Genomic DNA, 19,719 nt, shown 5'->3' with positions numbered 1-19,719 from the left:
GTTGTTTTCTTCAGGGAGTAACCGCATAAAACGAAGCTTATCCATGTTAGCCTATATGGCCTATAGGCATTCTTTTATTGCTTTTTTATTGCATAAAGCCAATTGAAGTGGTTTATATTTGCCGCCATGTCGGTATTAATATTTACCTTAATTGTACTTGTTGGAGCTTTTTTAGCTGGCTTTTTGGGCTCGCTAACCGGTCTTGGCGGAGGTGTGATCATTATCCCTCTGTTAACATTAGGTTTGGGGGTTGATATCCACTATGCTATCGGGGCCTCGATCATTTCGGTAATCGCTACCTCTACCGGATCGGCGGCGGCCTACGTAAAAGAAGGATTGACCAATATGCGGATTGGCATGTTCCTTGAAATTGCCACTACTGTTGGGGCTATTTTGGGTGCGATTATCGCAGTTTATTTAAATGCAGCCTATGTAGCTGTTATTTTCGGATGTATTCTGATATTCTCTTCCATGATGACCTTGAAAAAGAAGGTAGATCATACCACGTTGGATTATAGCAGTAAAGGAGCCAGGTTTTTCAAACTGAACGGTTCTTATCCAAATCAAGGGGTTGAAACGCCTTATGCCGTAAAAAATGTAGCCGGTGGTTTTTTCATGATGTTGTTTGCCGGCACCTTGTCGGGTTTGTTGGGCATTGGAAGTGGTGCTCTAAAAGTAATTGCCATGGACAATATCATGCGTTTGCCTTTTAAGGTATCTACCACTACCAGCAACTTTATGATGGGCGTTACCGCTGCGGCAAGTGCGGTAGTTTATTTGCACCGTGGGCAAATAGATCCGGGAATTGCCATGCCAGTTTGTATCGGCGTATTGATAGGGGCAACCGTTGGGGCAAAAGTATTGGTAAAGGCCAAAACCGATAAACTGAAGATAGTATTTGCAGTGGTAGTAACCATCTTGGCCATACAAATGATCTACAAAGGACTTTCTGGCGGATTTTAACATAACACGGCAATGTATATCCCCCTTTTTGAGGGGGCAGGGGGAGGAAAATGGAACCAACTAAAAATATAACAGATAAAGACATTCAATCTCTGGTAGGTAACCTATTGAGAGCCGGGGTTTATATTTCTATGGGCATCGTAATATTGGGTGGTATCATTTATCTTTTTGATCACAGCAGTGAAAAAATAGATTATGCGGTGTTCGATTTCAATAAGGTCTCACTTAAAACGGTAGCGGGCATTTTTTCTGAAGTATTAACCTTTAAAGGGGTGGCGGTAGTGCAGTTTGGTTTGCTAATGCTGATATTTACGCCAATAGCTAGGGTATTGATGGCTGTAGTGAGTTTTTTTATTGAAAGGGACTACCTATACGTACTGATAGGACTGATTGTTTTGGCAATTATTATGGCTAGTTTAAGCGGCGGCTTTGCACATTAGACGTCATTTTTGTTTAGCTTTTGGGAGTTTTATGCAGTGCTTGGTGTAAAATAAACCCTATTGCAGCGGGCACGAAACCAAGCTGGGCTTGGTTGAGTAAAGCGGAAAGAGGGACTTGCCTAAGCCAAGTATTGCTGTGCGGGCTTTTCAACTAAAAATACTTCCGCTGTAAATGGTTAAAAGCCAGTTTTTTAGCTTTTAAGCCGCCTTTTTTGCCAATTTAAGGCCTGTTTGTTTTTCAGGCTTTAAATATGGACTAATCAATAGCTAAATTTTTTTTAGCTAACTATTTGAAAATTAATAATTCTTGTCTATCTTTGCCGTCCCTTTGCGGGGATTGTATATCCACCTTGAACGAAGCCCTACTGCTTCGATGGGTGTTAACTTAATTAAAGAAATGTCAGGAATTATTGGAAAAAAAGTAGGAATGACCAGTATTTTCGATGCGGAAGGAAGAAATATTCCTTGTACAGTAATCGAAGCTGGGCCTTGTGTAGTTACACAAGTTAAAACCGAAGAAAAAGACGGTTATTCATCTATCCAGTTGGGATTTGATGAAGCAAAAGAAAAAAACGTAACGCAACCTTTGAAAGGTCATTACGCTAAAGCAAACACTACCCCAAAACGCAAACTTGTTGAGTTCTCTGAGTTTGAAAATGCTTTAAACCTGGGCGACACAGTAACGGTAGATATCTTCAGTGAAGGTGACTATGTTGATGTGGTTGGAACTTCAAAAGGTAAAGGTTTTCAGGGTGTTGTAAAGCGTCACGGTTTTGGTGGTGTGGGTGGTCAAACCCACGGTCAGCACAACAGGATGCGTGCACCAGGTTCATTAGGAGCTTCTTCATGGCCTTCACGTGTATTCAAAGGAATGCGCATGGCTGGTAGAACAGGTGGCGACAGGGTTAAAATTCAAAACTTGCAAGTGTTGAAAGTTTATGCTGAGCAAAACCTAGTGGTAGTTAGTGGTTCCGTACCGGGAGCTAAAGGTTCTTACGTAATCTTAGATAAGTAAGCAAGATGGAAGTTAAAGTAGTAAACATTTCAGGAAAAGAGACAGGTGCCAAGGTGCAACTTCCTGAGTCGGTATTTGGTGTTACACCAAACGACCACGCGATTTATTTAGATGTAAAACAGTATTTGGCTAACCAACGTCAAGGTACTCACAAATCTAAGCAACGTAACGAAATTGCTGGTTCTACCCGTAAATTATACAAACAAAAAGGTACTGGTGGTGCACGTGCCGGAAGCATCAAATCTCCGTTGTTCAACGGTGGTGGCCGTGTTTTTGGTCCTCAACCTCGTGACTATAGTTTTAAATTGAACAAAAAGCTAAAATCATTGGCTCGTAAATCAGCTTTATCGTACAAAGCTCAAGATAACAGCATCGTGGTTTTGGAAGATTTCAACTTTGATAGCATCAAAACTAAAAACTATGTGAATTTGGTGAACGCACTAAACTTGGCTAACGAGAAAACCTTGTTAGTGTTGCCAGAGCAAAACAACAATATTTATTTATCAAGCAGAAATATCCAGAAAGCTAAAGTAATTACCGCAGGCGATTTAAACACTTACGATGTGTTGAACGCTGGTAAACTTTTGTTAACTGCTAATTCGCTTAAAACATTGGAGGAGGCATTTGCCAAGTAATATGGAAATCTTACAAAGACCAATTTTAACCGAAAAAGCATCTGCATTGACTGAAAAAGCTAACCGTTTTACTTTCCAAGTAGACCACAGAGCTAACAAGTTGCAGATAAAAAAAGCCATTGAGCAAATGTATGGTGTAACCATCGTAGCCCTAAATACAATGGTAGTACAAGGTAAGGCAAAAACCAGGAACACTAAAGCAGGTTTAGTAACTGGCCGTAGCCCTAAATACAAAAAAGCTATTGTTACATTGAAAGATGGCGAAACAATAGATTATTACGCGAATATTTAATATAAAGATTGAATAATTAATAACTATGGGCTTAAGAAAATTTAAACCAGTTACTCCGGGTACCCGCTTCAGAGTTGGTGCTAGCTTTACGGAGATTACAGCAACCAAGCCCGAAAAATCATTGGTTGTATCTTCTAAGAAATCGGGAGGTCGTAACAATACAGGTAAAATGACCATGCGCTATATCGGCGGAGGTCATAAAAAATCTTTCCGTTTAATTGATTTTAAACGCGACAAGTTTGATATTCCTGCTGTTGTAGCTACAATTGAGTACGATCCTAACCGTACCGCACGTATTGCATTATTGAACTATGCAGACGGCGAGAAGCGTTATATCATTGCACCAGAAGGGTTGCAAGTTGGACAAACATTGCTTTCAGGCGATAAAGCTACCCCAGAAGTAGGTAATACTTTGAAATTAGCGAACATCCCTTTAGGTTCTATCATCCACAATTTAGAACTTCACCCAGGAAAAGGTGCCCAGTTGGCACGTAGCGCTGGCTCTTACGCACAATTGGCGGCAAGAGACGGTAAATATGCTACCATCAAATTGCCTTCTGGTGAAGTAAGATCTATCTTAGTTACTTGTTTGGCCACTATTGGTACAGTTTCTAACTCTGATCATGCAAACGAAGTGTTGGGTAAAGCAGGCCGCAGCCGTTGGATCGGTCGCCGTCCTCGTACCCGTCCAGTAGCGATGAACCCTGTAGATCACCCAATGGGTGGTGGTGAGGGTAGATCATCTGGTGGTCACCCACGCTCAAGAAACGGCGTTTTAGCTAAAGGCTACAAAACACGTTCACTTAAGAAATACTCAAATCGTTTCATCATAGAGAAAAGGAAGAAATAATGGCTCGTTCAATTAAAAAAGGACCTTATATTGACCATAACGTAGAGCGAAAAGTAAACTCTATGAATGATTCAGGCAAAAGGACTGTAATCAAAACTTGGTCACGTAGATCAATGATCTCACCAGATTTCGTTGGTCACACATTTGCAGTGCATAACGGCAATAAATTTATACCAGTATACGTAACAGAAAACATGGTTGGCCACAAGCTAGGGGAGTTCGCTCCAACTAGAACCTTTAGGGGCCACTCTGAAAAGAAAAAATAATTAAAAGATGGAAGCAGTAGCGAAATTAAACAATTGCCCAACTTCACCGCGTAAGATGCGTTTAGTTGTGGATCTTATCAGAGGTGAGCGTGTTGAGAAAGCATTACAGATTTTGAAGTACACCAATAAAGAAGCTGCTATAAGAGTTGAAAAACTTTTATTGTCTGCCATCAACAATTGGGAACAAAAAAACTCTGGTTCTCGCCCTGAAGAAAGCCAATTATTCGTTAAATCGATAATGGTTGACGGTGGTCGTCAATTGAAAAGATTGAGACCAGCACCTCAAGGCCGTGGTTATAGAATCCGTAAACGTTCAAACCACGTAACCCTTGTAGTAGATAGTAAAAACGTTGAAACTCAAACTAATTAACAGAAATGGGACAAAAAGCACATCCAATAGGTAACAGGTTAGGAATCATCAGAGGTTGGGATTCTAACTGGTTCGGTGGCAACAACTATGCTGATAAATTAGTTGAGGACGAAAAAATCAGAAAATACCTTTCAGCACGTATTGCAAAGGGCGGTGTTTCTAAAGTAGTAATCGAGCGTACCTTAAAACGTATCACCGTTACTATCCACACAGCACGCCCGGGAATCGTGATCGGTAAAGCTGGCCAGGAAGTTGACAAGATCAAAGAAGAGTTGAAGAAATTGACTAAAAAGGAAATTCAGATCAACATTTTCGAGATCAAACGTCCGGAGCTTGATGCTCAATTGGTAGCAGAAGGTGTTGCAAAACAATTAGAAGCTAGGATCTCGTTCCGTAGAGCAATGAAATCATCCATCGCATCAACCATGAGAATGGGTGCAGAAGGCATCAAAATCATGACTTCTGGCCGTTTAGGCGGTGCTGAGATGGCTCGTACAGAACAGTACAAAGAAGGAAGAATTCCTTTGCATACTTTCCGTGCCGATATCGACTACGCTTTAGCAGAAGCTTTAACTACCTACGGTAAAATAGGGATCAAAGTATGGATCTGTAAAGGTGAAGTGTACGGTAAACGTGATCTTTCTCCGAACATTGGCGCAGCTAACAACGCACCTGGTAAAGGTGGCAGACCAGAAGGCAACTTCGGTGGACGCGATGGCGGAAGAGATAACAGAGGCGGCGGCGACAGAAGGAACAACGACAAACGCGGTGGCGGTCGTCCTGGTCAAGGCGGAAGAGATAATAGAGGCGGTGGCAACAACAGAGGCCCACGCAAATAGTTAACCAATCGTTCAACGATAATATTTAAATAAAATGTTACAGCCAAAAAGAACCAAGTTCAGGAAGATGCAAAAAGGCAGGATGAAGGGTTTAGCAACTCGTGGTGCTGAGCTATCATTCGGATCTTTTGGTATCAAATCTTTAGAAGCTACTTGGATCACAAGTCGCCAGATAGAGGCAGCACGTATCGCGGTAACTCGTTACATGAAACGTGAAGGTCAAGTTTGGATCAGAATTTTCCCGGACAAACCGGTAACGAAAAAACCAGCTGAGGTACGTATGGGTAAAGGTAAAGGTGCTCCTGAATACTGGGTAGCAGTAGTAAGACCGGGACGTATCCTTTTCGAAGCAGAAGGCGTGCCTATGGCCATTGCTAAAGAAGCCTTAAGGCTTGCTGCTCAGAAATTACCTGTTCAAACCAAATTTGTAGTACGTAGAGATTACGTAGAAGCATAAAAAGAGAGATGGGATCAATGTTGTAAGTAACTTGTTATTATAACCGCTAGACCCATCATATAATAAATAAGAAGATGAAAAACTCAGAAATCAAAGGGCTTTCTCAAGAAGAATTAGTAGCTAAGATTGCGGAAGAAAAACAAAACTTAACAAAGTTGAAGTTTGCGCACACCATTTCGGCTATCGAAAATCCTAACCGTATTACTGCGGCTAGAAAAACCATAGCCCGTTTAAACACTGAATTGTCTGCCGTTAAAAAAGCAGCAGTAGCTACAAAAACTAAATAATTTTTAGAGCCCAATGGAAAGAAATTTAAGAAAAACAAGAATCGGGTTGGTAGTAAGCAACAAAATGGATAAATCTGTTGTAGTTGCAGTGGAACGTAAAGTGAAACACCCAATCTATGGTAAGTTCGTGAAGAAAACTACCAAATTTATGGCTCATGACGAGAAAAACGAATGCGGTATCGGTGATACTGTAGAAATCATGGAAACTCGTCCATTGAGTAAAAACAAGAACTGGAGATTGGTACAAATTTTAGAAAAAGCTAAATAAGATGGTACAACAGGAATCAAGATTAAACGTAGCCGACAATAGCGGCGCAAAACAAGTATTGGTTATCCGTGTACTTGGTGGTACTGGCAAACGTTATGCATCAATTGGCGATAAAATTGTTGTAACAGTTAAAAGTGCCTTGCCTTCAGGCAATATCAAAAAAGGAACTGTTTCTAAAGCAGTAGTGGTTAGAACTAAAAAAGAAATCCGTCGTAAAGATGGTTCTTATATCCGTTTTGACGACAATGCAGCAGTGTTGTTAAACAACCAAGATGAGCCTCGTGGCACACGTATCTTTGGCCCAGTAGCAAGAGAACTGCGTGAAAAACAATTCATGAAAATTGTATCATTAGCACCGGAGGTATTATAAAATGGGAAACAAAGTTAACAAACCGGCAAAATTAAAGATCCGTAAAGGCGACCTAGTAAAAGTTATTGCTGGCGACTCTAAAGGACAACAAGGTAAAGTACAGGAAGTACTTATATCTCAAAACAGAGTGGTAGTAGAAGGTGTAAACCTTGTATCTAAACACACTAAGCCAAGTGCTGCTAGCCCAAATGGCGGTATAATTAAAAAAGAGGCTGCTCTTCATATTTCAAACGTTCAGTTGGTTGATCCAAAATCTGGTAAAACTACTCGTGTTGGCCGTAAATTAAATGCCGACGGAAAATTAGTTAGAGTTGCTAAAATTTCAGGGGAGGAAATTAAATAATGGCATACGTACCAAGATTAAAAAGCAAATATAAAGAGGAAATTGTAGGAGCTCTTAAGGAAAAGTTCAACTACAAAACTGTTATGCAGGTTCCTAAGTTGCAGAAAATCTCTATCAACCAAGGTGTTGGTCGTTACTCTGTAGCTGATAAGAAAATCATCGATAGCTCTATCCTTGAATTGTCTACCATCACTGGTCAGCAAGCGGTTAGCGCTAAGTCTAAAAAAGACGTTTCGAACTTTAAATTACGTAAAGGTATGCCAATTGGTGTACGTGTAACCTTACGTGACAATAACATGTACGAGTTCTTAGACAGATTGATTTCAGTGGCTTTGCCTCGTATCCGCGATTTCAAAGGCATCAACGATAAAGGATTTGATGGAAGAGGAAACTACACCTTGGGTGTAACCGAACAAATCATTTTCCCAGAGATCAACATCGACAAGATCAGCAAGATTTTAGGTATGGACATTACTTTCGTAACTACTGCCGGTACTGATGTTGAAGCGTTGGAACTTTTAAAACAATTTGGATTACCATTTAAAAATCAAAAAGCAGAACAATAATGGCAAAAGAAGGAGTAAAAGCTCGCGAAGTTAAACGCCAGAAAATGGTAGCTAAATATGCTGAGAAACGTGCAGCATTGAAAGCCGCCGGCGATTACGCAGCGTTAGATAAATTACCTAAAAACTCTTCGGCTGTGCGTTTACACAACCGTTGCAAGTTAACTGGCCGTCCTCGTGGTTACATGCGTACCTTCGGTATTTCAAGGGTAACTTTCCGTGAAATGGCTTTAGAAGGTAAGATACCAGGAGTAAGAAAAGCTAGCTGGTAATTATTTAAGTGATATAAGTTTTTGAGTTATAAGTTGTAAGTTGTATTTTTGCAGCCCTTACAGCTTATAGCTCATTAGCATATAGCTACAGAACAGAATATTAACCGATAATAGGTCCGGAAATCGGGTGATGCGTACGGAAACCATTATCACAATTCAATAAAAATGAATACAGATCCAATAGCGGATTATCTTACCAGATTAAGAAATGCTATCAAGGCAAATCACAGAATCGTAGAAATTCCCGCTTCTAACCTTAAAAAAGAAATCACTAAAGTTCTTTTCGACAAAGGTTACATCGCAAACTACAAGTTTGAAGACACTACTGCTCAAGGAGTGATCAAAATTGCGTTAAAGTATAATGCAATCACTAAAATCCCAGCTATCCGTACGTTAACCCGTATCAGCAAGCCAGGTTTGAGACAGTATGCAGGCGTTGAAAACATGCCAAGAGTATTAAATGGTTTAGGTATCGCAATCTTATCTACTTCCAAAGGTGTAATGACCGATAAAGAAGCAGCCAAATTGAACATTGGTGGTGAGGTATTGTGTCACGTTTATTAATAGGAGGATAACGCAATGTCAAGAATAGGAAAAGCCCCAATTAGCATCCCAGCTGGAGTAACCGTTACCGTTGATAACAACAATTTAGTAACCGTAAAAGGTCCTAAAGGAGAGTTAACCCAGTTAGTAGATCAAGATATCACTATTTCACAAGAAGATGGTGTTTTAACCGTACAACGTCCAACCGATCAAAAAAGACACAGAGCCTTACACGGTTTGTATCGTTCATTGATCAACAACATGGTGATAGGCGTAACACAAGGTTATAAATTAGAGCAAGAATTAGTAGGTGTTGGTTACCGTGCCTCAAATCAAGGTCAAACCTTAGATTTAGTATTAGGTTACTCTCACCACTACGTGTTCCAATTACCTCAGGAAATTAAAGTAACGACCACATCAGAAAAAGGTCAAACTCCTAAAATTATTTTAGAGAGCATCGACAAGCAATTGATCGGTCAAGTAGCGGCTAAAATCCGTTCGTTACGTGCGCCAGAGCCTTACAAAGGTAAAGGTATCAAGTTTGTAGGTGAAGTGTTAAGAAGAAAAGCAGGTAAATCAGCTTCTAAAAAATAATTAAAATGGCAGGAAAAAAATTATCACGCAGAGAGCGTATTAAAAAAGGTATCAGAAAAAGACTTGCTGGATCTGAAAACCGTCCACGTTTATCAGTTTATAGAAGCAATAAAGGTATTTATGCTCAAATCATTAACGATGAAACTGGTAGAACTATAGTTGCAGCATCATCTTTATCTAAAGATTTCAATGCTTCAGGAAACAAATCAGAGCAGTCAGTTGCAGTAGGTAAGTTAGTTGCCGAAAAAGCAATCGCGGCTGGTGTAAAAGAAGTTGTTTTCGACAGAAATGGTTACCTATACCATGGTCGTGTAAAATCGTTGGCAGAAGGTGCCCGCGAAGCTGGTCTAGTATTTTAATCATTAAATAAGATATAATGTCAACTATCAATATAAAAAGAGTAAAAACTAGCGAGATTGAATTAAAAGATCGCTTAGTGAGCATCCAACGTGTTGCTAAAGTAACCAAAGGAGGTCGTACTTTCAGCTTTTCAGCTATCGTAGTTGTAGGTGATGAGAACGGCGTTGTAGGTTACGGATTAGGCAAAGCTAAAGAGGTTACTGAAGCTATCGCTAAAGGTGTAGACGACGCAAAGAAGAACTTGGTTAAAGTTCCTATTTTGAAAGGTACTGTACCTCACGAGCAAATCGGTAAATACTCTGGAGGTTTTGTATTAATTAAGCCTGCTGCTGTAGGTACTGGAGTAATTGCTGGCGGTGCAATGCGTGCCGTGCTAGAAAGTGCTGGTATCCACAACGTATTGGCAAAATCAAAAGGTTCATCAAATCCCCACAACGTGGTTAAAGCTACTGTTGATGCATTAACCAAAATGCGTGATGCTTACACCGTAGCACAAAACCGTGGTGTTGATTTAAACAAAGTTTTTAACGGATAAGATCATGGCGAAAATTAAAATCACTCAGGTAAAAAGCGTTATCGACAGAAGCGAGCGCCAAAAAAGAACCATGAAAGCTTTAGGTTTGAGTAAATTGAACCAAAGTGTTGAGGTTGAAGCTAATGCTGCAATCATCGGCATGGTTAGAAAAGTTAATCACTTAGTAGCTATCGAAGCTATATAATTTTATTATCGGAATTTGCTTAAGATTTATATCTTAGGCAAATTTTTTTGTTTAATCGTTGTTTCCTGATTAGTGAAAGCGAAGGGGCAACACAATAAGTTTCAAAAAATGAACTTAAGTAATTTAAAACCTGCAAAAGGTTCTGTAAAAACAAGTAAAAGAATTGGTCGTGGTCAAGGTTCAGGTCGTGGTGGTACATCAACCCGCGGTCACAAGGGAGCTGGCTCACGCTCAGGTACTTCCACAAAAATTGGTTTCGAAGGTGGTCAAATGCCTTTGCAACGTCGTGTACCTAAAGTAGGTTTCAAACCAATCAACCGTACTGAATACGTTGGCGTAAACTTAGACGTATTGCAAGGATTAGCAGAAAAATTTAGCTTAAGCACCATAAATTTTGCTACATTGCAGGAGCATGGTTTAGCTTCTAAAAATGACTTGGTAAAAATCTTAGGTCGTGGCGAAGTTAAAGCTAAATTAGAAGTTACAGCTCATGCTTTTTCTGCAAGTGCGCAAAAAGCTATCGAAGCTGCTGGAGGCTCAATCGTAAAACTATAAAATGAAGAAGCTACTTACTACTTTAAGTAATATTTGGAAAATTGAAGAATTAAAAGGGCGTATTTTATTTACGCTTATGATTCTTGTGATCTACAGACTTGTTTGCCAGGTGGTATTGCCGGGGGTTGATCCTGCGCAGTTATCAAACGCACAAAAGTCAGGTCTGTTAGGTTTATTAGATATGTTCGCTGGGGGTGCATTCTCCAAAGCGTCAATCGTTGCGTTAGGTGTAATGCCTTATATCTCTGCATCAATTGTAGTGCAGTTATTGGGAATTGCGGTACCTACATTCCAAAAAATGCAAAAAGAGGGTGAAAGCGGACGTAAAAAATTAACGCAGTACACTCGTTACCTAACAGTGGCCATTACTATCGTACAAGCAATTGGTTATGTGAAAACACAAATTACTCCAGAAGCAATTGTGATAGACCATACTACTTTCTATTTCTTGTCGGCAATTGTGCTTACCGCAGGTACCTTGTTTGTGATGTGGTTGGGCGAAAAAATTACCGATAAAGGTATCGGTAATGGTACGTCTTTAATCATCATGGTAGGTATCATTGCTCGTTTGCCTATTGCAATCAGCCAAGAGATAAGCTCGGTATTTGCAGGTAATGACGGCGGCTTAATTAGGCTGGTATTGGAAATTGTGGCATTGTATGCCATCATCATGTTCACTATCCTAATTGTACAAGGTGTTCGTAAAGTGCCAGTGCAATATGCTAAGCGTATTGTAGGTAACAAGCAAGTAGGTGGCGTTAGACAGTACATTCCGTTGAAGGTAAATGCAGCTGGTGTTATGCCAATCATCTTTGCTCAGGCTTTAATGTTTGTGCCAAGTGCATTGATTGGGCTGTTCCCTAATTTGCAGGAAAGTTGGTTGCACCAATATTCGGATATCACTTCGTTAACTTATAGCTTAACGTTTGCGTTTTTAATTATTGCATTCACATTCTTCTATACTGCAATTACCGTTAACCCCACTCAAATGTCTGATGACATGAAGAAAAATGGCGGTTTCATCCCAGGCGTAAAGCCAGGTTTGGCCACTTCATCTTTCATTGATGAGGTAATTTCTAAGATCACTTTCCCCGGATCGCTGTTCTTAGCTGCCATTGCAATTATTCCTTCAATTGCGGTTAAGGTTGGTATTCAACAAGAGTTTGCGCATTTCTTTGGCGGTACTTCTTTGTTGATTTTGGTAGGTGTAGTATTAGATACTTTGCAGCAGATTGAAAGCTATTTATTAATGCGCCACTACGATGGTTTAATGAAAACAGGCAGAGTAACCGGTCGTTCCGGTGTTCCAACTGTGACAAGCACCAGCGGGGCTGCATTATAAGCAAGCGGCGATAAGATTGCATGTCTAAGATCCATTACAAATCTCAAGAAGAGATTGAATTGATTAGGGAAAGTTCCCAACTGGTATCGAAAACCTTGGCCGAGGTGGCCAAAGTAATCAAACCCGGTATTACAACCATATCATTAGATAAGCTGGCATACGAGTTCATCAAAGATCACGGAGCTGTGCCAGCTTTTCTTAATTACGGCGGTTTTCCCAACTCTCTTTGTATTTCTCCCAACGAACAGGTAGTTCACGGTTTCCCTAATGATTATGTCATCAAGGAAGGTGATCTGATTTCGGTAGATTGTGGCGTAATCAAGAACAACTACTTTGGCGATTCGGCTTATACTTTTTCTATTGGCGAAATAGATGAGGAACGCAAGAAACTGGTAAAGGTTACACAGGAGTGTTTAGCTTTTGCCATTGAGAAGGCGGTAGTTGGCATGCGCATAGGCGATATTGCCCACGCGGTACAAGCCCATGCCGAAGCTAATGGTTTCGGGGTAGTGCGGGAATTGGTGGGACATGGGGTGGGCGTTCAGCTCCACGAAAAACCAGAAGTGCCCAACTACGGTAAACGAGGAAGCGGTATAAAACTGGAAGAAGGAATGGTGCTGGCGATAGAGCCCATGATCAATGCGGGAACGGCAGCGGTAAAATTTTGGTCGGATGGTTGGACTGTTACCACAAAAGACAATAAGCCATCTGCACATTTTGAACATACTGTTGCCATAAAAAAGGGCAAAGCAGATGTTTTAAGCACTTTTTCGGTAATTGAGGAAGTTTTAAGAGAAAAAAATTAAATATTTCAAAAAAAATATTTAATTTTGCAACCCTGTTTAGTGGACACCTAATTAAGTAAAAATCAATAGAATATGGCTAAACAAGCCTCAATTGAGCAAGACGGAGTAATAAAAGAAGCATTATCGAATGCCATGTTCAGGGTAGAACTGGAAAATGGACATGAGATTATTGCACATATATCAGGTAAAATGAGGATGCACTACATCAAAATTTTGCCTGGGGATAAAGTAAAACTTGAGATGTCGCCTTACGATTTAACAAAAGGCAGAATCACTTATAGATACAAATAAAATGAAAGTTAGGTCATCAATTAAAAAGCGTAGTGCTGATTGCAAAGTTATTCGCCGCAAAGGCAAACTTTACGTAATCAACAAAAAGAACCCAAAGTTTAAACAACGTCAGGGTTAATTAAAAACATTGGAATGATCCGTACAACGGTGGCCCGCCGTTCGGTCGTTCGTTAAAAAACAATTTACAAATATGGCAAGGATATCAGGTATTGATTTACCAAGAAACAAGAGAGGCGAGATCGGATTAACTTATATCTACGGTGTAGGTAGATCAACTGCTCAAAACATTTTGACCCAAGCAGGAATCGATTTCAACAAAAAAGTACAAGATTGGTCAGACGACGAACTGTCTGCCATCCGTACCATCATCAACGATCAAATCAAAGTAGAAGGTGCTTTGCGTTCAGAGGTTCAATTAAACATCAAACGTTTAATGGATATCGGATGCTACAGAGGTCTCCGTCACAGAAAAGGTTTGCCAGTTCGTGGTCAACGTACTAAAAACAACTCTCGTACCCGTAAAGGAAAGAGAAAAACAGTTGCTAACAAGAAAAAAGCATCTAAATAATAATTAGATTACAGATTTACGGTAGGGGATTACTGAGTTAGTTCAAGTTCGTAAGTCAAATCGTTAAAAAATAACATGGCTAAGAGTAAAAAAGTTACCAAAAAACGTCTTGTTGTGATTGAACCGGTAGGTCAAGCTCACATCAATGCTACGTTCAACAACATCATCGTTACCTTAACAAACAATAACGGACAAACCATTTCATGGTCTTCTGCTGGTAAAATGGGTTTCAAAGGTTCAAAAAAGAACACCCCTTATGCAGCCGGTCAAGCTGCATCTGATTGCGGTAAGGTGGCTTATGATTTAGGTTTACGTAAAGTTGAGGTTTTTGTTAAAGGCCCAGGTTCAGGCCGTGAGTCTGCAATCAGGACTTTGCAAGTAGCAGGAATAGAAGTAATGTCTATTAAAGATATCACTCCACTTCCACACAACGGATGTCGTCCTCCTAAGAAAAGAAGAGTTTAATCAGTTTAATTTTTAAAGCTAAGAGTCGCCCGATGCGGTCGGGTTGATACTTTAAAACAACAAAAAAATGGCAAGATATACCGGACCAAAGTCCAAAATCGCCCGTAAGTTCAGAGAGCCAATTTTCGGTCCTGACAAAGCATTAGAAAGAAAAAATTATCCTCCAGGCCAACACGGTGCCTCAAAAAGAAGAGGAAAGCAATCTGAGTACGCAGTACAGTTGCAGGAAAAACAAAAAGTAAAATACACTTACGGTGTGTTGGAAAAACAATTCCGTAACTTGTTTACAAAAGCCTCTTCACGTCAAGGGATCACTGGTGATAACTTGTTACAATTGCTAGAAGCACGTTTAGACAACACCGTGTACAGATTAGGTATTGCTCCTAGCCGTTCAGGTGCTCGTCAATTAGTTAGCCATAAGCACATCACTGTAAACGGTGAATTAGTAAATATCCCATCATATCAATTGAAAGCTGGTGATGTTGTTGCAGTAAGAGAGAAATCGAAATCTCTAGAGGCAATTTCAAATTCAGTGGCTGGTAGAGCAATCAACAAGCACTCTTGGTTAGATTGGAACGCTAAAGAATTATCAGGTAAATTCTTATCATATCCTAACCGTGATGAGATCCCTGAAAACATTAAGGAAAACCTTATTGTAGAGTTGTACTCTAAGTAATAGATTTGGTTAAGGCCCTTATGGGCTTTAACTATTTTTACGTTACACAACATTAATAAACGATCTAAAAACATTAATAAATGGCAATTTTAGCATTTCAGAAGCCAGATAAGGTAATCATGCAGAAATCAACAGATTTCGATGGTCAATTTGAATTTCGTCCTTTAGAGCCCGGTTTCGGTGTAACAATTGGTAACGCCCTAAGAAGAATTTTACTTTCTTCTTTGGAAGGCTATGCTATTACCAGCATTCGTTTTTCAGGCGTTTCTCATGAGTTTTCTACTATCAAAGGTGTAGTTGAAGATTTGACAGAGATCATCCTTAACTTGAAACAAGTTCGTTTTAAGAAAACAGGTGAGTCTGGTGATTCTGAGAAAATCTTTATCATTGTAAATGGTCAAGAGCAGTTCCTGGCAGGAGATATTACTAAGTTCTCAAACAATTTTGAGGTGTTAAACCCAGAGTTGGTGGTTTGCAACATGGAGAAAAACGTTACTTTGGAAGTTGAACTAACAGTTAACAAAGGACGTGGCTATGTTCCAGCTGAAGAGAACAAAATTTCTGATAGTGTAGTTGGCGTAATCGCGATCGACTCGATTTTTACGCCAATGAAAAACGTAAAATACACGATCGAGAACTATCGTGTTGAGCAAAAAACCGACTATGAGAAATTGATCTTAGATATTTCTACCGATGGATCTATCCATCCAGAAGAAGCTTTGAAAGAGGCCGCTAAGATTTTGATCCAACACTTTATGCTATTCTCCGATGAGAATTTAGTATTGGAATCTCAAGCTAAAGAGGAAACTAAAGAAGTTGATGAGGAAATTTTGCACATGCGTAAAATCCTTAAAACTGAATTGGTAGATCTAGATCTTTCGGTACGTGCGTTAAACTGTTTAAAAGCAGCTGACATTCGCACTTTGGCTGATCTGGTATCATACGACGTTGCTGATATGTTAAAATTCAGAAACTTCGGTAAAAAGTCGTTAACTGAAATCCAGGAACTGGTAAAATCTAAGCAATTATCGTTTGGAATGAACCTTTCTAAATTTAAGTTAGACGAAGAGTAAAAAAGTTATAGGATGTAAGTTCTACGTTATACGTATCACTTATAACCTATCACTTAAAGAATTAAAATTAATTCACTGTGTGTAATTCCCTCAGATTAAGTTCAAAGAGACGGTACACACTTTATAAACAATAAAATGAGACACGGTAAAAAACACAATCACTTAGGAAGAACTACTTCGCACAGAAAAGCGATGTTGGCTAATATGGCTTCTTCTTTGATCACGCACAAGAGAATCACTACTACATTAGCTAAAGCAAAAGCTTTACGTGTTTATGTAGAGCCAATCATCACTAAATCTAAAAACGATACTACTCACTCACGTCGTACAGTATTTGCTTACTTGAAAGACAAAGAAGTAGTAACAGAGTTGTTCCGTGACGTAGCAGCTAAGGTTGCTAACCGTCCAGGTGGTTATACTCGTATCATCAAGTTAAACAATCGTTTAGGTGATAACGCAGAAATGGCGTTGATCGAATTGGTAGATTACAACGAAGTATACGGAAAAGATACAGCAGTTGCTGAAAAGAAAACTACGCGTAGAGGAAGAACAAAAGCTAAAAAAGCTGATGCTCCTGCTGCAGAAGTTAAAGAAGAAGCGGCTCCAGTTGCTGAAGTTAAGGAAGAAGTTGCTGAAGCCCCTGCGGCAGAAGAAGCTGCTCCTGAGGCGCCAGCTGCTGATGATGCAGAAGAGCAAAAAGCGTAATCTAACTAACTTATTATGCTTAAGCCCTTTAGGATTTCCTGAAGGGTTTTTTTATGCGCAAATGCGGGGGGATTTGATATTTTGTGAATAGAAATTGATGGGCCACAACGTTTTGTTAATGCTATTGGGTTTGTGCTGTGTGTCTAAAACAAAGCTAAAATAATCCTATATCCACACTAAATAGGCGGGCTTAATTCTTCTTCTTGAATTGTAGGTGTTCCAGTTTTTTGCCTACCAGCGTTTTCTCTCCAACAACTTCAAAGCCTAATTTTAAATACAACCTTTTGGCGTTTGGATTATTGCAGTCTACTAACAAGCCAAGTGTTTCATTTCTTTTGTAAACGTACTCATCAATTAGAAACTGAAATATTTTTGACCCGATGCCCTTACCTTGTTGGTTGGGATTTACCCCAACACAATCAATGTAATATTCACCAGCTTGGGTTTCATCTTCAGGGTTAAATGGCCTATTGAACATTGCTTGTATCTGCCGAGCTACGGGTTCTCTTAGCTCATGTAATTTGCTACCATCATATACCAATGCTGCTGCTATAATTTCATTTTCAAATTCAACCAGCCAACAGTTCTCGTAGGAATATTGATTATTCGTTTCTTCAATTAAGCTGTGGAGGAATTGTAAGGCTTTTTCTGCAGAATTTTCGCCTATAAATTGATAGGAAATTTCCTCCATGGCTAGGAAGATATAGCTGGCAATAATTTTAGACTCCTCACGTTTTGCTTTTCTGATCAACATACTGGGTTTATTTTTAGGTTAAAATGCTTCCAGGTTCAATTTCATAAGGAGCTTTGCCTTGCTCGAATATTCTGGTTTGAAAGCTACCTTCTACCGTAATCCTATCCTTAATCCTTCTGATCCAATTTCCCTCTCTCAAACCAACCACTTTAATGTTGTTTTGGGTCAAAAACTCTAATATTCTGGTTTCCCTGGTTTCGCCGTTGTGCTTTAATTTTGGTTGTGGGTCCAGATAATGTGGATTGATATTGAAAGGAACCAAACCCATGCAGTCGAAACTTGGAGGATATACAATGGGCATATCGTTAGTGGTTTTCATATTTAAACCACCAATGTTGGTTCCTGCACTACAGCCTAAATAGGGTTTCCCCTTTGCTACGTTTGTCTTTAAAACGCTCATCAAGTTAAGTTCGTGCAGTGTTTTAACCAGCAGGAAGGTGTTGCCACCACCCGTAAAAAAACCTTGCGCTTTTTCAATTGCTGCTACTTTATCTTCAAATTCATGGAGGCCCTTAAGCCTAATTCCCAATTCTGAGAAGAAACCTGCGGCTTTTGCGGTGTAATCGTCATGAGAAATTCCTCCCGGACGAGCGAAAGGAATAAAGATGATTTCATTTACCCCTTGGTAAAGTTTAATGAGTTCTGGTTTAAGGTAAGCCAAATACGTTTCGCCAAATAGGGTAGAGGTAGAAGCGAGGATGATATTCATACCGGTTTAATTAGTGCTTGGCAAATATAACTAAGGTGCTGTACTGTTGTGCCTACGAATAACGATTTATTATTCGCATAATCGTATTTTTGCACTTCAGTAATAATTAAGATGGATCAGCACGGAACAACCTTTGTAAATGAAATTAAGAAAGTGATTGCGGGATCGGCTTTTGTAAAGTTAGCCTTGGGCAACTACAAAGGTACGGAGGCGGGCCTGAAGCAGTTGTACGTAAAGCCGGTATTGATTAAGAACAAGCAGCAATTGGCTTTCAATTACAGATACAAAACACGAGATATTTTCAAAAACTTTGAGATTGCGGAGGGTTTGTCGCTTATTGATGGGTACTTAGCTGGCGATTTCCATGTGGCTACTTTATTTTCTACCAGCGAAGAAATGATTTTGGAGAGAAATGCTAAAGGCAACTTTAGGTTAAGAACTAAGCCGTTGGAAAAGAAAAAGGAAGCAGATCTGTCTCATAACAAAGAAAAGAAACGATTGATTTTAGCAAAAGACAACCTTTATCTTCATGAACTGGGACTTACCGATGAACGAGGAACGGTGTTTAAAAATGCGCAGGATAAGTACAAGCAGATTAACCAATACATCGAAATTTTAAGCTCGTTGATTAGAGAGCTGCCTGAGGGCACGATTAAAAATGTGGTGGATATGGGTTCTGGGAAGGGCTACCTTACTTTTGCGCTGTACGATTATTTACTTAACCACCAGCAAAAGGCCCATGTGGTTGGGGTGGAGTTTAGAAAGGATTTGGTGGATTTGTGCAATAAAATAGCGGTTAATGCAAAGTTTGAACAGCTTTCTTTTGCAGAGGGAACCATAGAGAGCTACGATACAGTAGCGATAGATCTTTTGATCGCTTTGCATGCCTGTGATACTGCTACGGATGATGCCATTTATAAAGGGATAAAGGCTAATGCCGATTTAATTGTGGTGGCCCCTTGTTGCCATAAGCAGATCCGTAGAGAAATAGAAAAAGGGAAGGCGCAGAACGAACTAAATTTCTTGACCAAGCATGGAATATTTTTAGAGCGCCAGGCGGAAATGGTGACTGATGGGCTGCGTGCCTTAATTTTAGAGTACTTTGGCTACAAAACTAAAGTGTTTGAGTTTGTATCCGGAGTGCATACCCCAAAAAATGTGTTGGTAGTAGGGATTAGGAATAAGGAACAAGGATTAAGGAGTAAAGAACAAAGAACAAAGAGCAAGGATGAGGTATTGCAAAGGATTAAGGAGACCAAGCAATATTTCGGAATTGGCTATCATCATTTAGAGCGTTTGCTGGAAATCTAGTTTTTACTCACTGTAAAT

At 39.7% G+C, this 19,719-nt stretch carries 34 protein-coding genes; 32 read left to right on the top strand and 2 right to left on the bottom strand.

Features of this window, described 5'->3' with window-relative positions; genetic code table 11:
• Window positions 1–126: 126 nt before the first annotated feature.
• The 31 genes from DUT71_RS07795 (at window position 127) to rplQ (ending at window position 16,927) form a co-directional block, all read left to right on the top strand.
• Window positions 127–963, top strand: a complete 837-nt coding sequence (locus tag DUT71_RS07795; protein WP_113661964.1) for a sulfite exporter TauE/SafE family protein — start codon at window positions 127–129, stop codon at window positions 961–963.
• A gap of 50 nt (window positions 964–1,013) precedes the next feature.
• Window positions 1,014–1,403 (top strand): DUF1634 domain-containing protein, encoded by a 390-nt coding sequence (locus DUT71_RS07790; RefSeq protein WP_113661963.1) that lies wholly within the window; start codon window positions 1,014–1,016, stop codon window positions 1,401–1,403.
• Between the two features lie 397 nt (window positions 1,404–1,800).
• Window positions 1,801–2,418 carry a 50S ribosomal protein L3 gene (gene rplC / locus DUT71_RS07785; protein ID WP_113662139.1) on the top strand — a complete coding sequence of 206 codons (618 nt, stop codon included), beginning with the start codon at window positions 1,801–1,803 and terminating at the stop codon, window positions 2,416–2,418.
• Window positions 2,419–2,423: 5 nt separating this feature from the next.
• Entirely contained in the window at window positions 2,424–3,053 is a 630-nt protein-coding gene (gene rplD, locus DUT71_RS07780) for a 50S ribosomal protein L4 (RefSeq protein ID WP_113661962.1), read from the top strand.
• A 1-nt stretch (window position 3,054) separates the two neighbouring features.
• Window positions 3,055–3,345, top strand: coding sequence for a 50S ribosomal protein L23 (gene rplW, locus DUT71_RS07775; protein WP_113661961.1), 291 nt, complete (start codon window positions 3,055–3,057; stop codon window positions 3,343–3,345).
• A gap of 25 nt (window positions 3,346–3,370) precedes the next feature.
• Entirely contained in the window at window positions 3,371–4,195 is an 825-nt protein-coding gene (gene rplB / locus DUT71_RS07770) for a 50S ribosomal protein L2 (RefSeq protein ID WP_113661960.1), read from the top strand.
• Complete coding sequence (rpsS, locus tag DUT71_RS07765; protein WP_113649308.1) at window positions 4,195–4,461, top strand: 30S ribosomal protein S19; 267 nt, start codon at window positions 4,195–4,197, stop codon at window positions 4,459–4,461. The genes rplB and rpsS overlap by 1 nt, the downstream gene beginning before the upstream one ends.
• Before the next feature lie 7 nt (window positions 4,462–4,468).
• Window positions 4,469–4,831: a 50S ribosomal protein L22 gene (gene rplV, locus DUT71_RS07760; RefSeq protein ID WP_113649309.1), complete on the top strand. Its 363-nt coding sequence runs from the start codon at window positions 4,469–4,471 to the stop codon at window positions 4,829–4,831.
• Window positions 4,832–4,836: 5 nt separating this feature from the next.
• Window positions 4,837–5,670, top strand: a complete 834-nt coding sequence (rpsC, locus tag DUT71_RS07755) for a 30S ribosomal protein S3 (RefSeq protein WP_113661959.1) — start codon at window positions 4,837–4,839, stop codon at window positions 5,668–5,670.
• A gap of 34 nt (window positions 5,671–5,704) precedes the next feature.
• Window positions 5,705–6,127: a 50S ribosomal protein L16 gene (gene rplP / locus DUT71_RS07750; protein WP_113661958.1), complete on the top strand. Its 423-nt coding sequence runs from the start codon at window positions 5,705–5,707 to the stop codon at window positions 6,125–6,127.
• Window positions 6,128–6,201: 74 nt separating this feature from the next.
• On the top strand, window positions 6,202–6,414 hold the full coding sequence (gene rpmC, locus DUT71_RS07745; RefSeq protein ID WP_113661957.1) for a 50S ribosomal protein L29: 213 nt from the start codon (window positions 6,202–6,204) through the stop codon (window positions 6,412–6,414).
• A 13-nt stretch (window positions 6,415–6,427) separates the two neighbouring features.
• Window positions 6,428–6,682, top strand: a complete 255-nt coding sequence (rpsQ, locus tag DUT71_RS07740) for a 30S ribosomal protein S17 (protein WP_113661956.1) — start codon at window positions 6,428–6,430, stop codon at window positions 6,680–6,682.
• A 1-nt stretch (window position 6,683) separates the two neighbouring features.
• Window positions 6,684–7,052 (top strand): 50S ribosomal protein L14, encoded by a 369-nt coding sequence (rplN, locus tag DUT71_RS07735; protein WP_113638058.1) that lies wholly within the window; start codon window positions 6,684–6,686, stop codon window positions 7,050–7,052.
• 1 nt (window position 7,053) lies between these two features.
• Window positions 7,054–7,395: a 50S ribosomal protein L24 gene (gene rplX / locus DUT71_RS07730; protein WP_113661955.1), complete on the top strand. Its 342-nt coding sequence runs from the start codon at window positions 7,054–7,056 to the stop codon at window positions 7,393–7,395.
• Window positions 7,395–7,961 carry a 50S ribosomal protein L5 gene (gene rplE / locus DUT71_RS07725; protein WP_113661954.1) on the top strand — a complete coding sequence of 189 codons (567 nt, stop codon included), beginning with the start codon at window positions 7,395–7,397 and terminating at the stop codon, window positions 7,959–7,961. The genes rplX and rplE overlap by 1 nt, the downstream gene beginning before the upstream one ends.
• Window positions 7,961–8,230, top strand: coding sequence for a 30S ribosomal protein S14 (gene rpsN, locus DUT71_RS07720; protein WP_113661953.1), 270 nt, complete (start codon window positions 7,961–7,963; stop codon window positions 8,228–8,230). Before rplE ends, rpsN begins: the two co-directional genes overlap by 1 nt.
• 165 nt (window positions 8,231–8,395) lie before the next feature.
• The gene (rpsH, locus tag DUT71_RS07715; protein WP_113661952.1) at window positions 8,396–8,794 is read left to right on the top strand and encodes a 30S ribosomal protein S8; all 399 of its coding nucleotides are present in this window, start codon (window positions 8,396–8,398) and stop codon (window positions 8,792–8,794) included.
• 15 nt (window positions 8,795–8,809) lie between these two features.
• On the top strand, window positions 8,810–9,367 hold the full coding sequence (rplF, locus tag DUT71_RS07710; protein ID WP_113661951.1) for a 50S ribosomal protein L6: 558 nt from the start codon (window positions 8,810–8,812) through the stop codon (window positions 9,365–9,367).
• Window positions 9,368–9,372: 5 nt separating this feature from the next.
• Window positions 9,373–9,726: a 50S ribosomal protein L18 gene (gene rplR / locus DUT71_RS07705; protein WP_113661950.1), complete on the top strand. Its 354-nt coding sequence runs from the start codon at window positions 9,373–9,375 to the stop codon at window positions 9,724–9,726.
• A gap of 17 nt (window positions 9,727–9,743) precedes the next feature.
• Entirely contained in the window at window positions 9,744–10,262 is a 519-nt protein-coding gene (gene rpsE / locus DUT71_RS07700) for a 30S ribosomal protein S5 (protein WP_113661949.1), read from the top strand.
• A 4-nt stretch (window positions 10,263–10,266) separates the two neighbouring features.
• The gene (rpmD, locus tag DUT71_RS07695) at window positions 10,267–10,446 is read left to right on the top strand and encodes a 50S ribosomal protein L30 (protein ID WP_097132832.1); all 180 of its coding nucleotides are present in this window, start codon (window positions 10,267–10,269) and stop codon (window positions 10,444–10,446) included.
• Between the two features lie 108 nt (window positions 10,447–10,554).
• Window positions 10,555–11,001 carry a 50S ribosomal protein L15 gene (gene rplO / locus DUT71_RS07690; protein ID WP_113662138.1) on the top strand — a complete coding sequence of 149 codons (447 nt, stop codon included), beginning with the start codon at window positions 10,555–10,557 and terminating at the stop codon, window positions 10,999–11,001.
• 1 nt (window position 11,002) lies between these two features.
• Window positions 11,003–12,343: a preprotein translocase subunit SecY gene (secY, locus tag DUT71_RS07685; RefSeq protein WP_113661948.1), complete on the top strand. Its 1,341-nt coding sequence runs from the start codon at window positions 11,003–11,005 to the stop codon at window positions 12,341–12,343.
• Between the two features lie 20 nt (window positions 12,344–12,363).
• The gene (gene map, locus DUT71_RS07680) at window positions 12,364–13,149 is read left to right on the top strand and encodes a type I methionyl aminopeptidase (RefSeq protein WP_113661947.1); all 786 of its coding nucleotides are present in this window, start codon (window positions 12,364–12,366) and stop codon (window positions 13,147–13,149) included.
• 72 nt (window positions 13,150–13,221) lie between these two features.
• The gene (gene infA, locus DUT71_RS07675) at window positions 13,222–13,440 is read left to right on the top strand and encodes a translation initiation factor IF-1 (RefSeq protein ID WP_079643278.1); all 219 of its coding nucleotides are present in this window, start codon (window positions 13,222–13,224) and stop codon (window positions 13,438–13,440) included.
• Between the two features lies 1 nt (window position 13,441).
• Entirely contained in the window at window positions 13,442–13,558 is a 117-nt protein-coding gene (gene ykgO, locus DUT71_RS07670) for a type B 50S ribosomal protein L36 (RefSeq protein WP_008244551.1), read from the top strand.
• A gap of 72 nt (window positions 13,559–13,630) precedes the next feature.
• Window positions 13,631–14,008: a 30S ribosomal protein S13 gene (gene rpsM, locus DUT71_RS07665; protein WP_113661946.1), complete on the top strand. Its 378-nt coding sequence runs from the start codon at window positions 13,631–13,633 to the stop codon at window positions 14,006–14,008.
• A gap of 75 nt (window positions 14,009–14,083) precedes the next feature.
• Window positions 14,084–14,473, top strand: coding sequence for a 30S ribosomal protein S11 (gene rpsK / locus DUT71_RS07660; RefSeq protein ID WP_113661945.1), 390 nt, complete (start codon window positions 14,084–14,086; stop codon window positions 14,471–14,473).
• Between the two features lie 67 nt (window positions 14,474–14,540).
• Window positions 14,541–15,149: a 30S ribosomal protein S4 gene (gene rpsD / locus DUT71_RS07655; protein WP_113661944.1), complete on the top strand. Its 609-nt coding sequence runs from the start codon at window positions 14,541–14,543 to the stop codon at window positions 15,147–15,149.
• Window positions 15,150–15,229: 80 nt separating this feature from the next.
• The gene (locus DUT71_RS07650) at window positions 15,230–16,222 is read left to right on the top strand and encodes a DNA-directed RNA polymerase subunit alpha (RefSeq protein ID WP_113661943.1); all 993 of its coding nucleotides are present in this window, start codon (window positions 15,230–15,232) and stop codon (window positions 16,220–16,222) included.
• Window positions 16,223–16,357: 135 nt separating this feature from the next.
• Window positions 16,358–16,927, top strand: a complete 570-nt coding sequence (gene rplQ, locus DUT71_RS07645) for a 50S ribosomal protein L17 (protein ID WP_113661942.1) — start codon at window positions 16,358–16,360, stop codon at window positions 16,925–16,927.
• A 190-nt stretch (window positions 16,928–17,117) separates the two neighbouring features.
• On the opposite strand, the gene DUT71_RS07640 is transcribed toward rplQ, so the two are convergent.
• Window positions 17,118–17,681: a GNAT family N-acetyltransferase gene (locus tag DUT71_RS07640; RefSeq protein WP_113661941.1), complete on the bottom strand. Its 564-nt coding sequence runs from the start codon at window positions 17,679–17,681 to the stop codon at window positions 17,118–17,120.
• A 13-nt stretch (window positions 17,682–17,694) separates the two neighbouring features.
• A complete protein-coding gene (gene pepE, locus DUT71_RS07635) occupies window positions 17,695–18,390 on the bottom strand; it encodes a dipeptidase PepE (protein ID WP_113661940.1) in 696 nt (231 codons plus the stop codon).
• 111 nt (window positions 18,391–18,501) lie between these two features.
• Here pepE and DUT71_RS07630 point away from each other — a divergent pair, with 111 nt between their 5' ends.
• The gene (locus DUT71_RS07630; protein WP_113661939.1) at window positions 18,502–19,701 is read left to right on the top strand and encodes a class I SAM-dependent methyltransferase; all 1,200 of its coding nucleotides are present in this window, start codon (window positions 18,502–18,504) and stop codon (window positions 19,699–19,701) included.
• Window positions 19,702–19,719: the final 18 nt, after the last annotated feature.

The sequence above is a fragment of the Pedobacter nanyangensis genome, assembly GCF_003313505.1.
GTDB classification, from domain to species: Bacteria; Bacteroidota; Bacteroidia; order Sphingobacteriales; family Sphingobacteriaceae; genus Pedobacter; species Pedobacter nanyangensis.
Note: the sequence above shows the minus strand (reverse complement) of the source record. Positions and strands in the feature narration are given on the sequence as shown.

What these genes read in the sequence shown, in the direction of transcription:
- rpsQ (WP_113661956.1), top strand. Translation starts at nt 6,428, where the DNA reads ATGGAAAGAAATTTAAGAAAAACAAGAATCGGGTTGGTAGTAAGCAAC.
- rplC (WP_113662139.1), top strand. Translation starts at nt 1,801, where the DNA reads ATGTCAGGAATTATTGGAAAAAAAGTAGGAATGACCAGTATTTTCGAT.
- rplX (WP_113661955.1), top strand. Translation starts at nt 7,054, where the DNA reads ATGGGAAACAAAGTTAACAAACCGGCAAAATTAAAGATCCGTAAAGGC.
- ykgO (WP_008244551.1), top strand. Translation starts at nt 13,442, where the DNA reads ATGAAAGTTAGGTCATCAATTAAAAAGCGTAGTGCTGATTGCAAAGTT.
- DUT71_RS07795 (WP_113661964.1), top strand. Translation starts at nt 127, where the DNA reads ATGTCGGTATTAATATTTACCTTAATTGTACTTGTTGGAGCTTTTTTA.
- map (WP_113661947.1), top strand. Translation starts at nt 12,364, where the DNA reads ATGTCTAAGATCCATTACAAATCTCAAGAAGAGATTGAATTGATTAGG.
- rpmC (WP_113661957.1), top strand. Translation starts at nt 6,202, where the DNA reads ATGAAAAACTCAGAAATCAAAGGGCTTTCTCAAGAAGAATTAGTAGCT.
- rpsE (WP_113661949.1), top strand. Translation starts at nt 9,744, where the DNA reads ATGTCAACTATCAATATAAAAAGAGTAAAAACTAGCGAGATTGAATTA.
- DUT71_RS07790 (WP_113661963.1), top strand. Translation starts at nt 1,014, where the DNA reads ATGGAACCAACTAAAAATATAACAGATAAAGACATTCAATCTCTGGTA.
- rplV (WP_113649309.1), top strand. Translation starts at nt 4,469, where the DNA reads ATGGAAGCAGTAGCGAAATTAAACAATTGCCCAACTTCACCGCGTAAG.
- rplB (WP_113661960.1), top strand. Translation starts at nt 3,371, where the DNA reads ATGGGCTTAAGAAAATTTAAACCAGTTACTCCGGGTACCCGCTTCAGA.
- rpmD (WP_097132832.1), top strand. Translation starts at nt 10,267, where the DNA reads ATGGCGAAAATTAAAATCACTCAGGTAAAAAGCGTTATCGACAGAAGC.
- rpsS (WP_113649308.1), top strand. Translation starts at nt 4,195, where the DNA reads ATGGCTCGTTCAATTAAAAAAGGACCTTATATTGACCATAACGTAGAG.
- rpsM (WP_113661946.1), top strand. Translation starts at nt 13,631, where the DNA reads ATGGCAAGGATATCAGGTATTGATTTACCAAGAAACAAGAGAGGCGAG.
- infA (WP_079643278.1), top strand. Translation starts at nt 13,222, where the DNA reads ATGGCTAAACAAGCCTCAATTGAGCAAGACGGAGTAATAAAAGAAGCA.
- rpsC (WP_113661959.1), top strand. Translation starts at nt 4,837, where the DNA reads ATGGGACAAAAAGCACATCCAATAGGTAACAGGTTAGGAATCATCAGA.
- DUT71_RS07630 (WP_113661939.1), top strand. Translation starts at nt 18,502, where the DNA reads ATGGATCAGCACGGAACAACCTTTGTAAATGAAATTAAGAAAGTGATT.
- rpsK (WP_113661945.1), top strand. Translation starts at nt 14,084, where the DNA reads ATGGCTAAGAGTAAAAAAGTTACCAAAAAACGTCTTGTTGTGATTGAA.
- rplE (WP_113661954.1), top strand. Translation starts at nt 7,395, where the DNA reads ATGGCATACGTACCAAGATTAAAAAGCAAATATAAAGAGGAAATTGTA.
- rpsH (WP_113661952.1), top strand. Translation starts at nt 8,396, where the DNA reads ATGAATACAGATCCAATAGCGGATTATCTTACCAGATTAAGAAATGCT.
- rpsD (WP_113661944.1), top strand. Translation starts at nt 14,541, where the DNA reads ATGGCAAGATATACCGGACCAAAGTCCAAAATCGCCCGTAAGTTCAGA.
- rplR (WP_113661950.1), top strand. Translation starts at nt 9,373, where the DNA reads ATGGCAGGAAAAAAATTATCACGCAGAGAGCGTATTAAAAAAGGTATC.
- rplF (WP_113661951.1), top strand. Translation starts at nt 8,810, where the DNA reads ATGTCAAGAATAGGAAAAGCCCCAATTAGCATCCCAGCTGGAGTAACC.
- rplN (WP_113638058.1), top strand. Translation starts at nt 6,684, where the DNA reads ATGGTACAACAGGAATCAAGATTAAACGTAGCCGACAATAGCGGCGCA.
- rplD (WP_113661962.1), top strand. Translation starts at nt 2,424, where the DNA reads ATGGAAGTTAAAGTAGTAAACATTTCAGGAAAAGAGACAGGTGCCAAG.
- rplQ (WP_113661942.1), top strand. Translation starts at nt 16,358, where the DNA reads ATGAGACACGGTAAAAAACACAATCACTTAGGAAGAACTACTTCGCAC.
- DUT71_RS07650 (WP_113661943.1), top strand. Translation starts at nt 15,230, where the DNA reads ATGGCAATTTTAGCATTTCAGAAGCCAGATAAGGTAATCATGCAGAAA.
- rplO (WP_113662138.1), top strand. Translation starts at nt 10,555, where the DNA reads ATGAACTTAAGTAATTTAAAACCTGCAAAAGGTTCTGTAAAAACAAGT.
- secY (WP_113661948.1), top strand. Translation starts at nt 11,003, where the DNA reads ATGAAGAAGCTACTTACTACTTTAAGTAATATTTGGAAAATTGAAGAA.
- rplW (WP_113661961.1), top strand. Translation starts at nt 3,055, where the DNA reads ATGGAAATCTTACAAAGACCAATTTTAACCGAAAAAGCATCTGCATTG.
- rpsN (WP_113661953.1), top strand. Translation starts at nt 7,961, where the DNA reads ATGGCAAAAGAAGGAGTAAAAGCTCGCGAAGTTAAACGCCAGAAAATG.
- pepE (WP_113661940.1), bottom strand. Translation starts at nt 18,390, where the DNA reads ATGAATATCATCCTCGCTTCTACCTCTACCCTATTTGGCGAAACGTAT.
- rplP (WP_113661958.1), top strand. Translation starts at nt 5,705, where the DNA reads ATGTTACAGCCAAAAAGAACCAAGTTCAGGAAGATGCAAAAAGGCAGG.
- DUT71_RS07640 (WP_113661941.1), bottom strand. Translation starts at nt 17,681, where the DNA reads ATGTTGATCAGAAAAGCAAAACGTGAGGAGTCTAAAATTATTGCCAGC.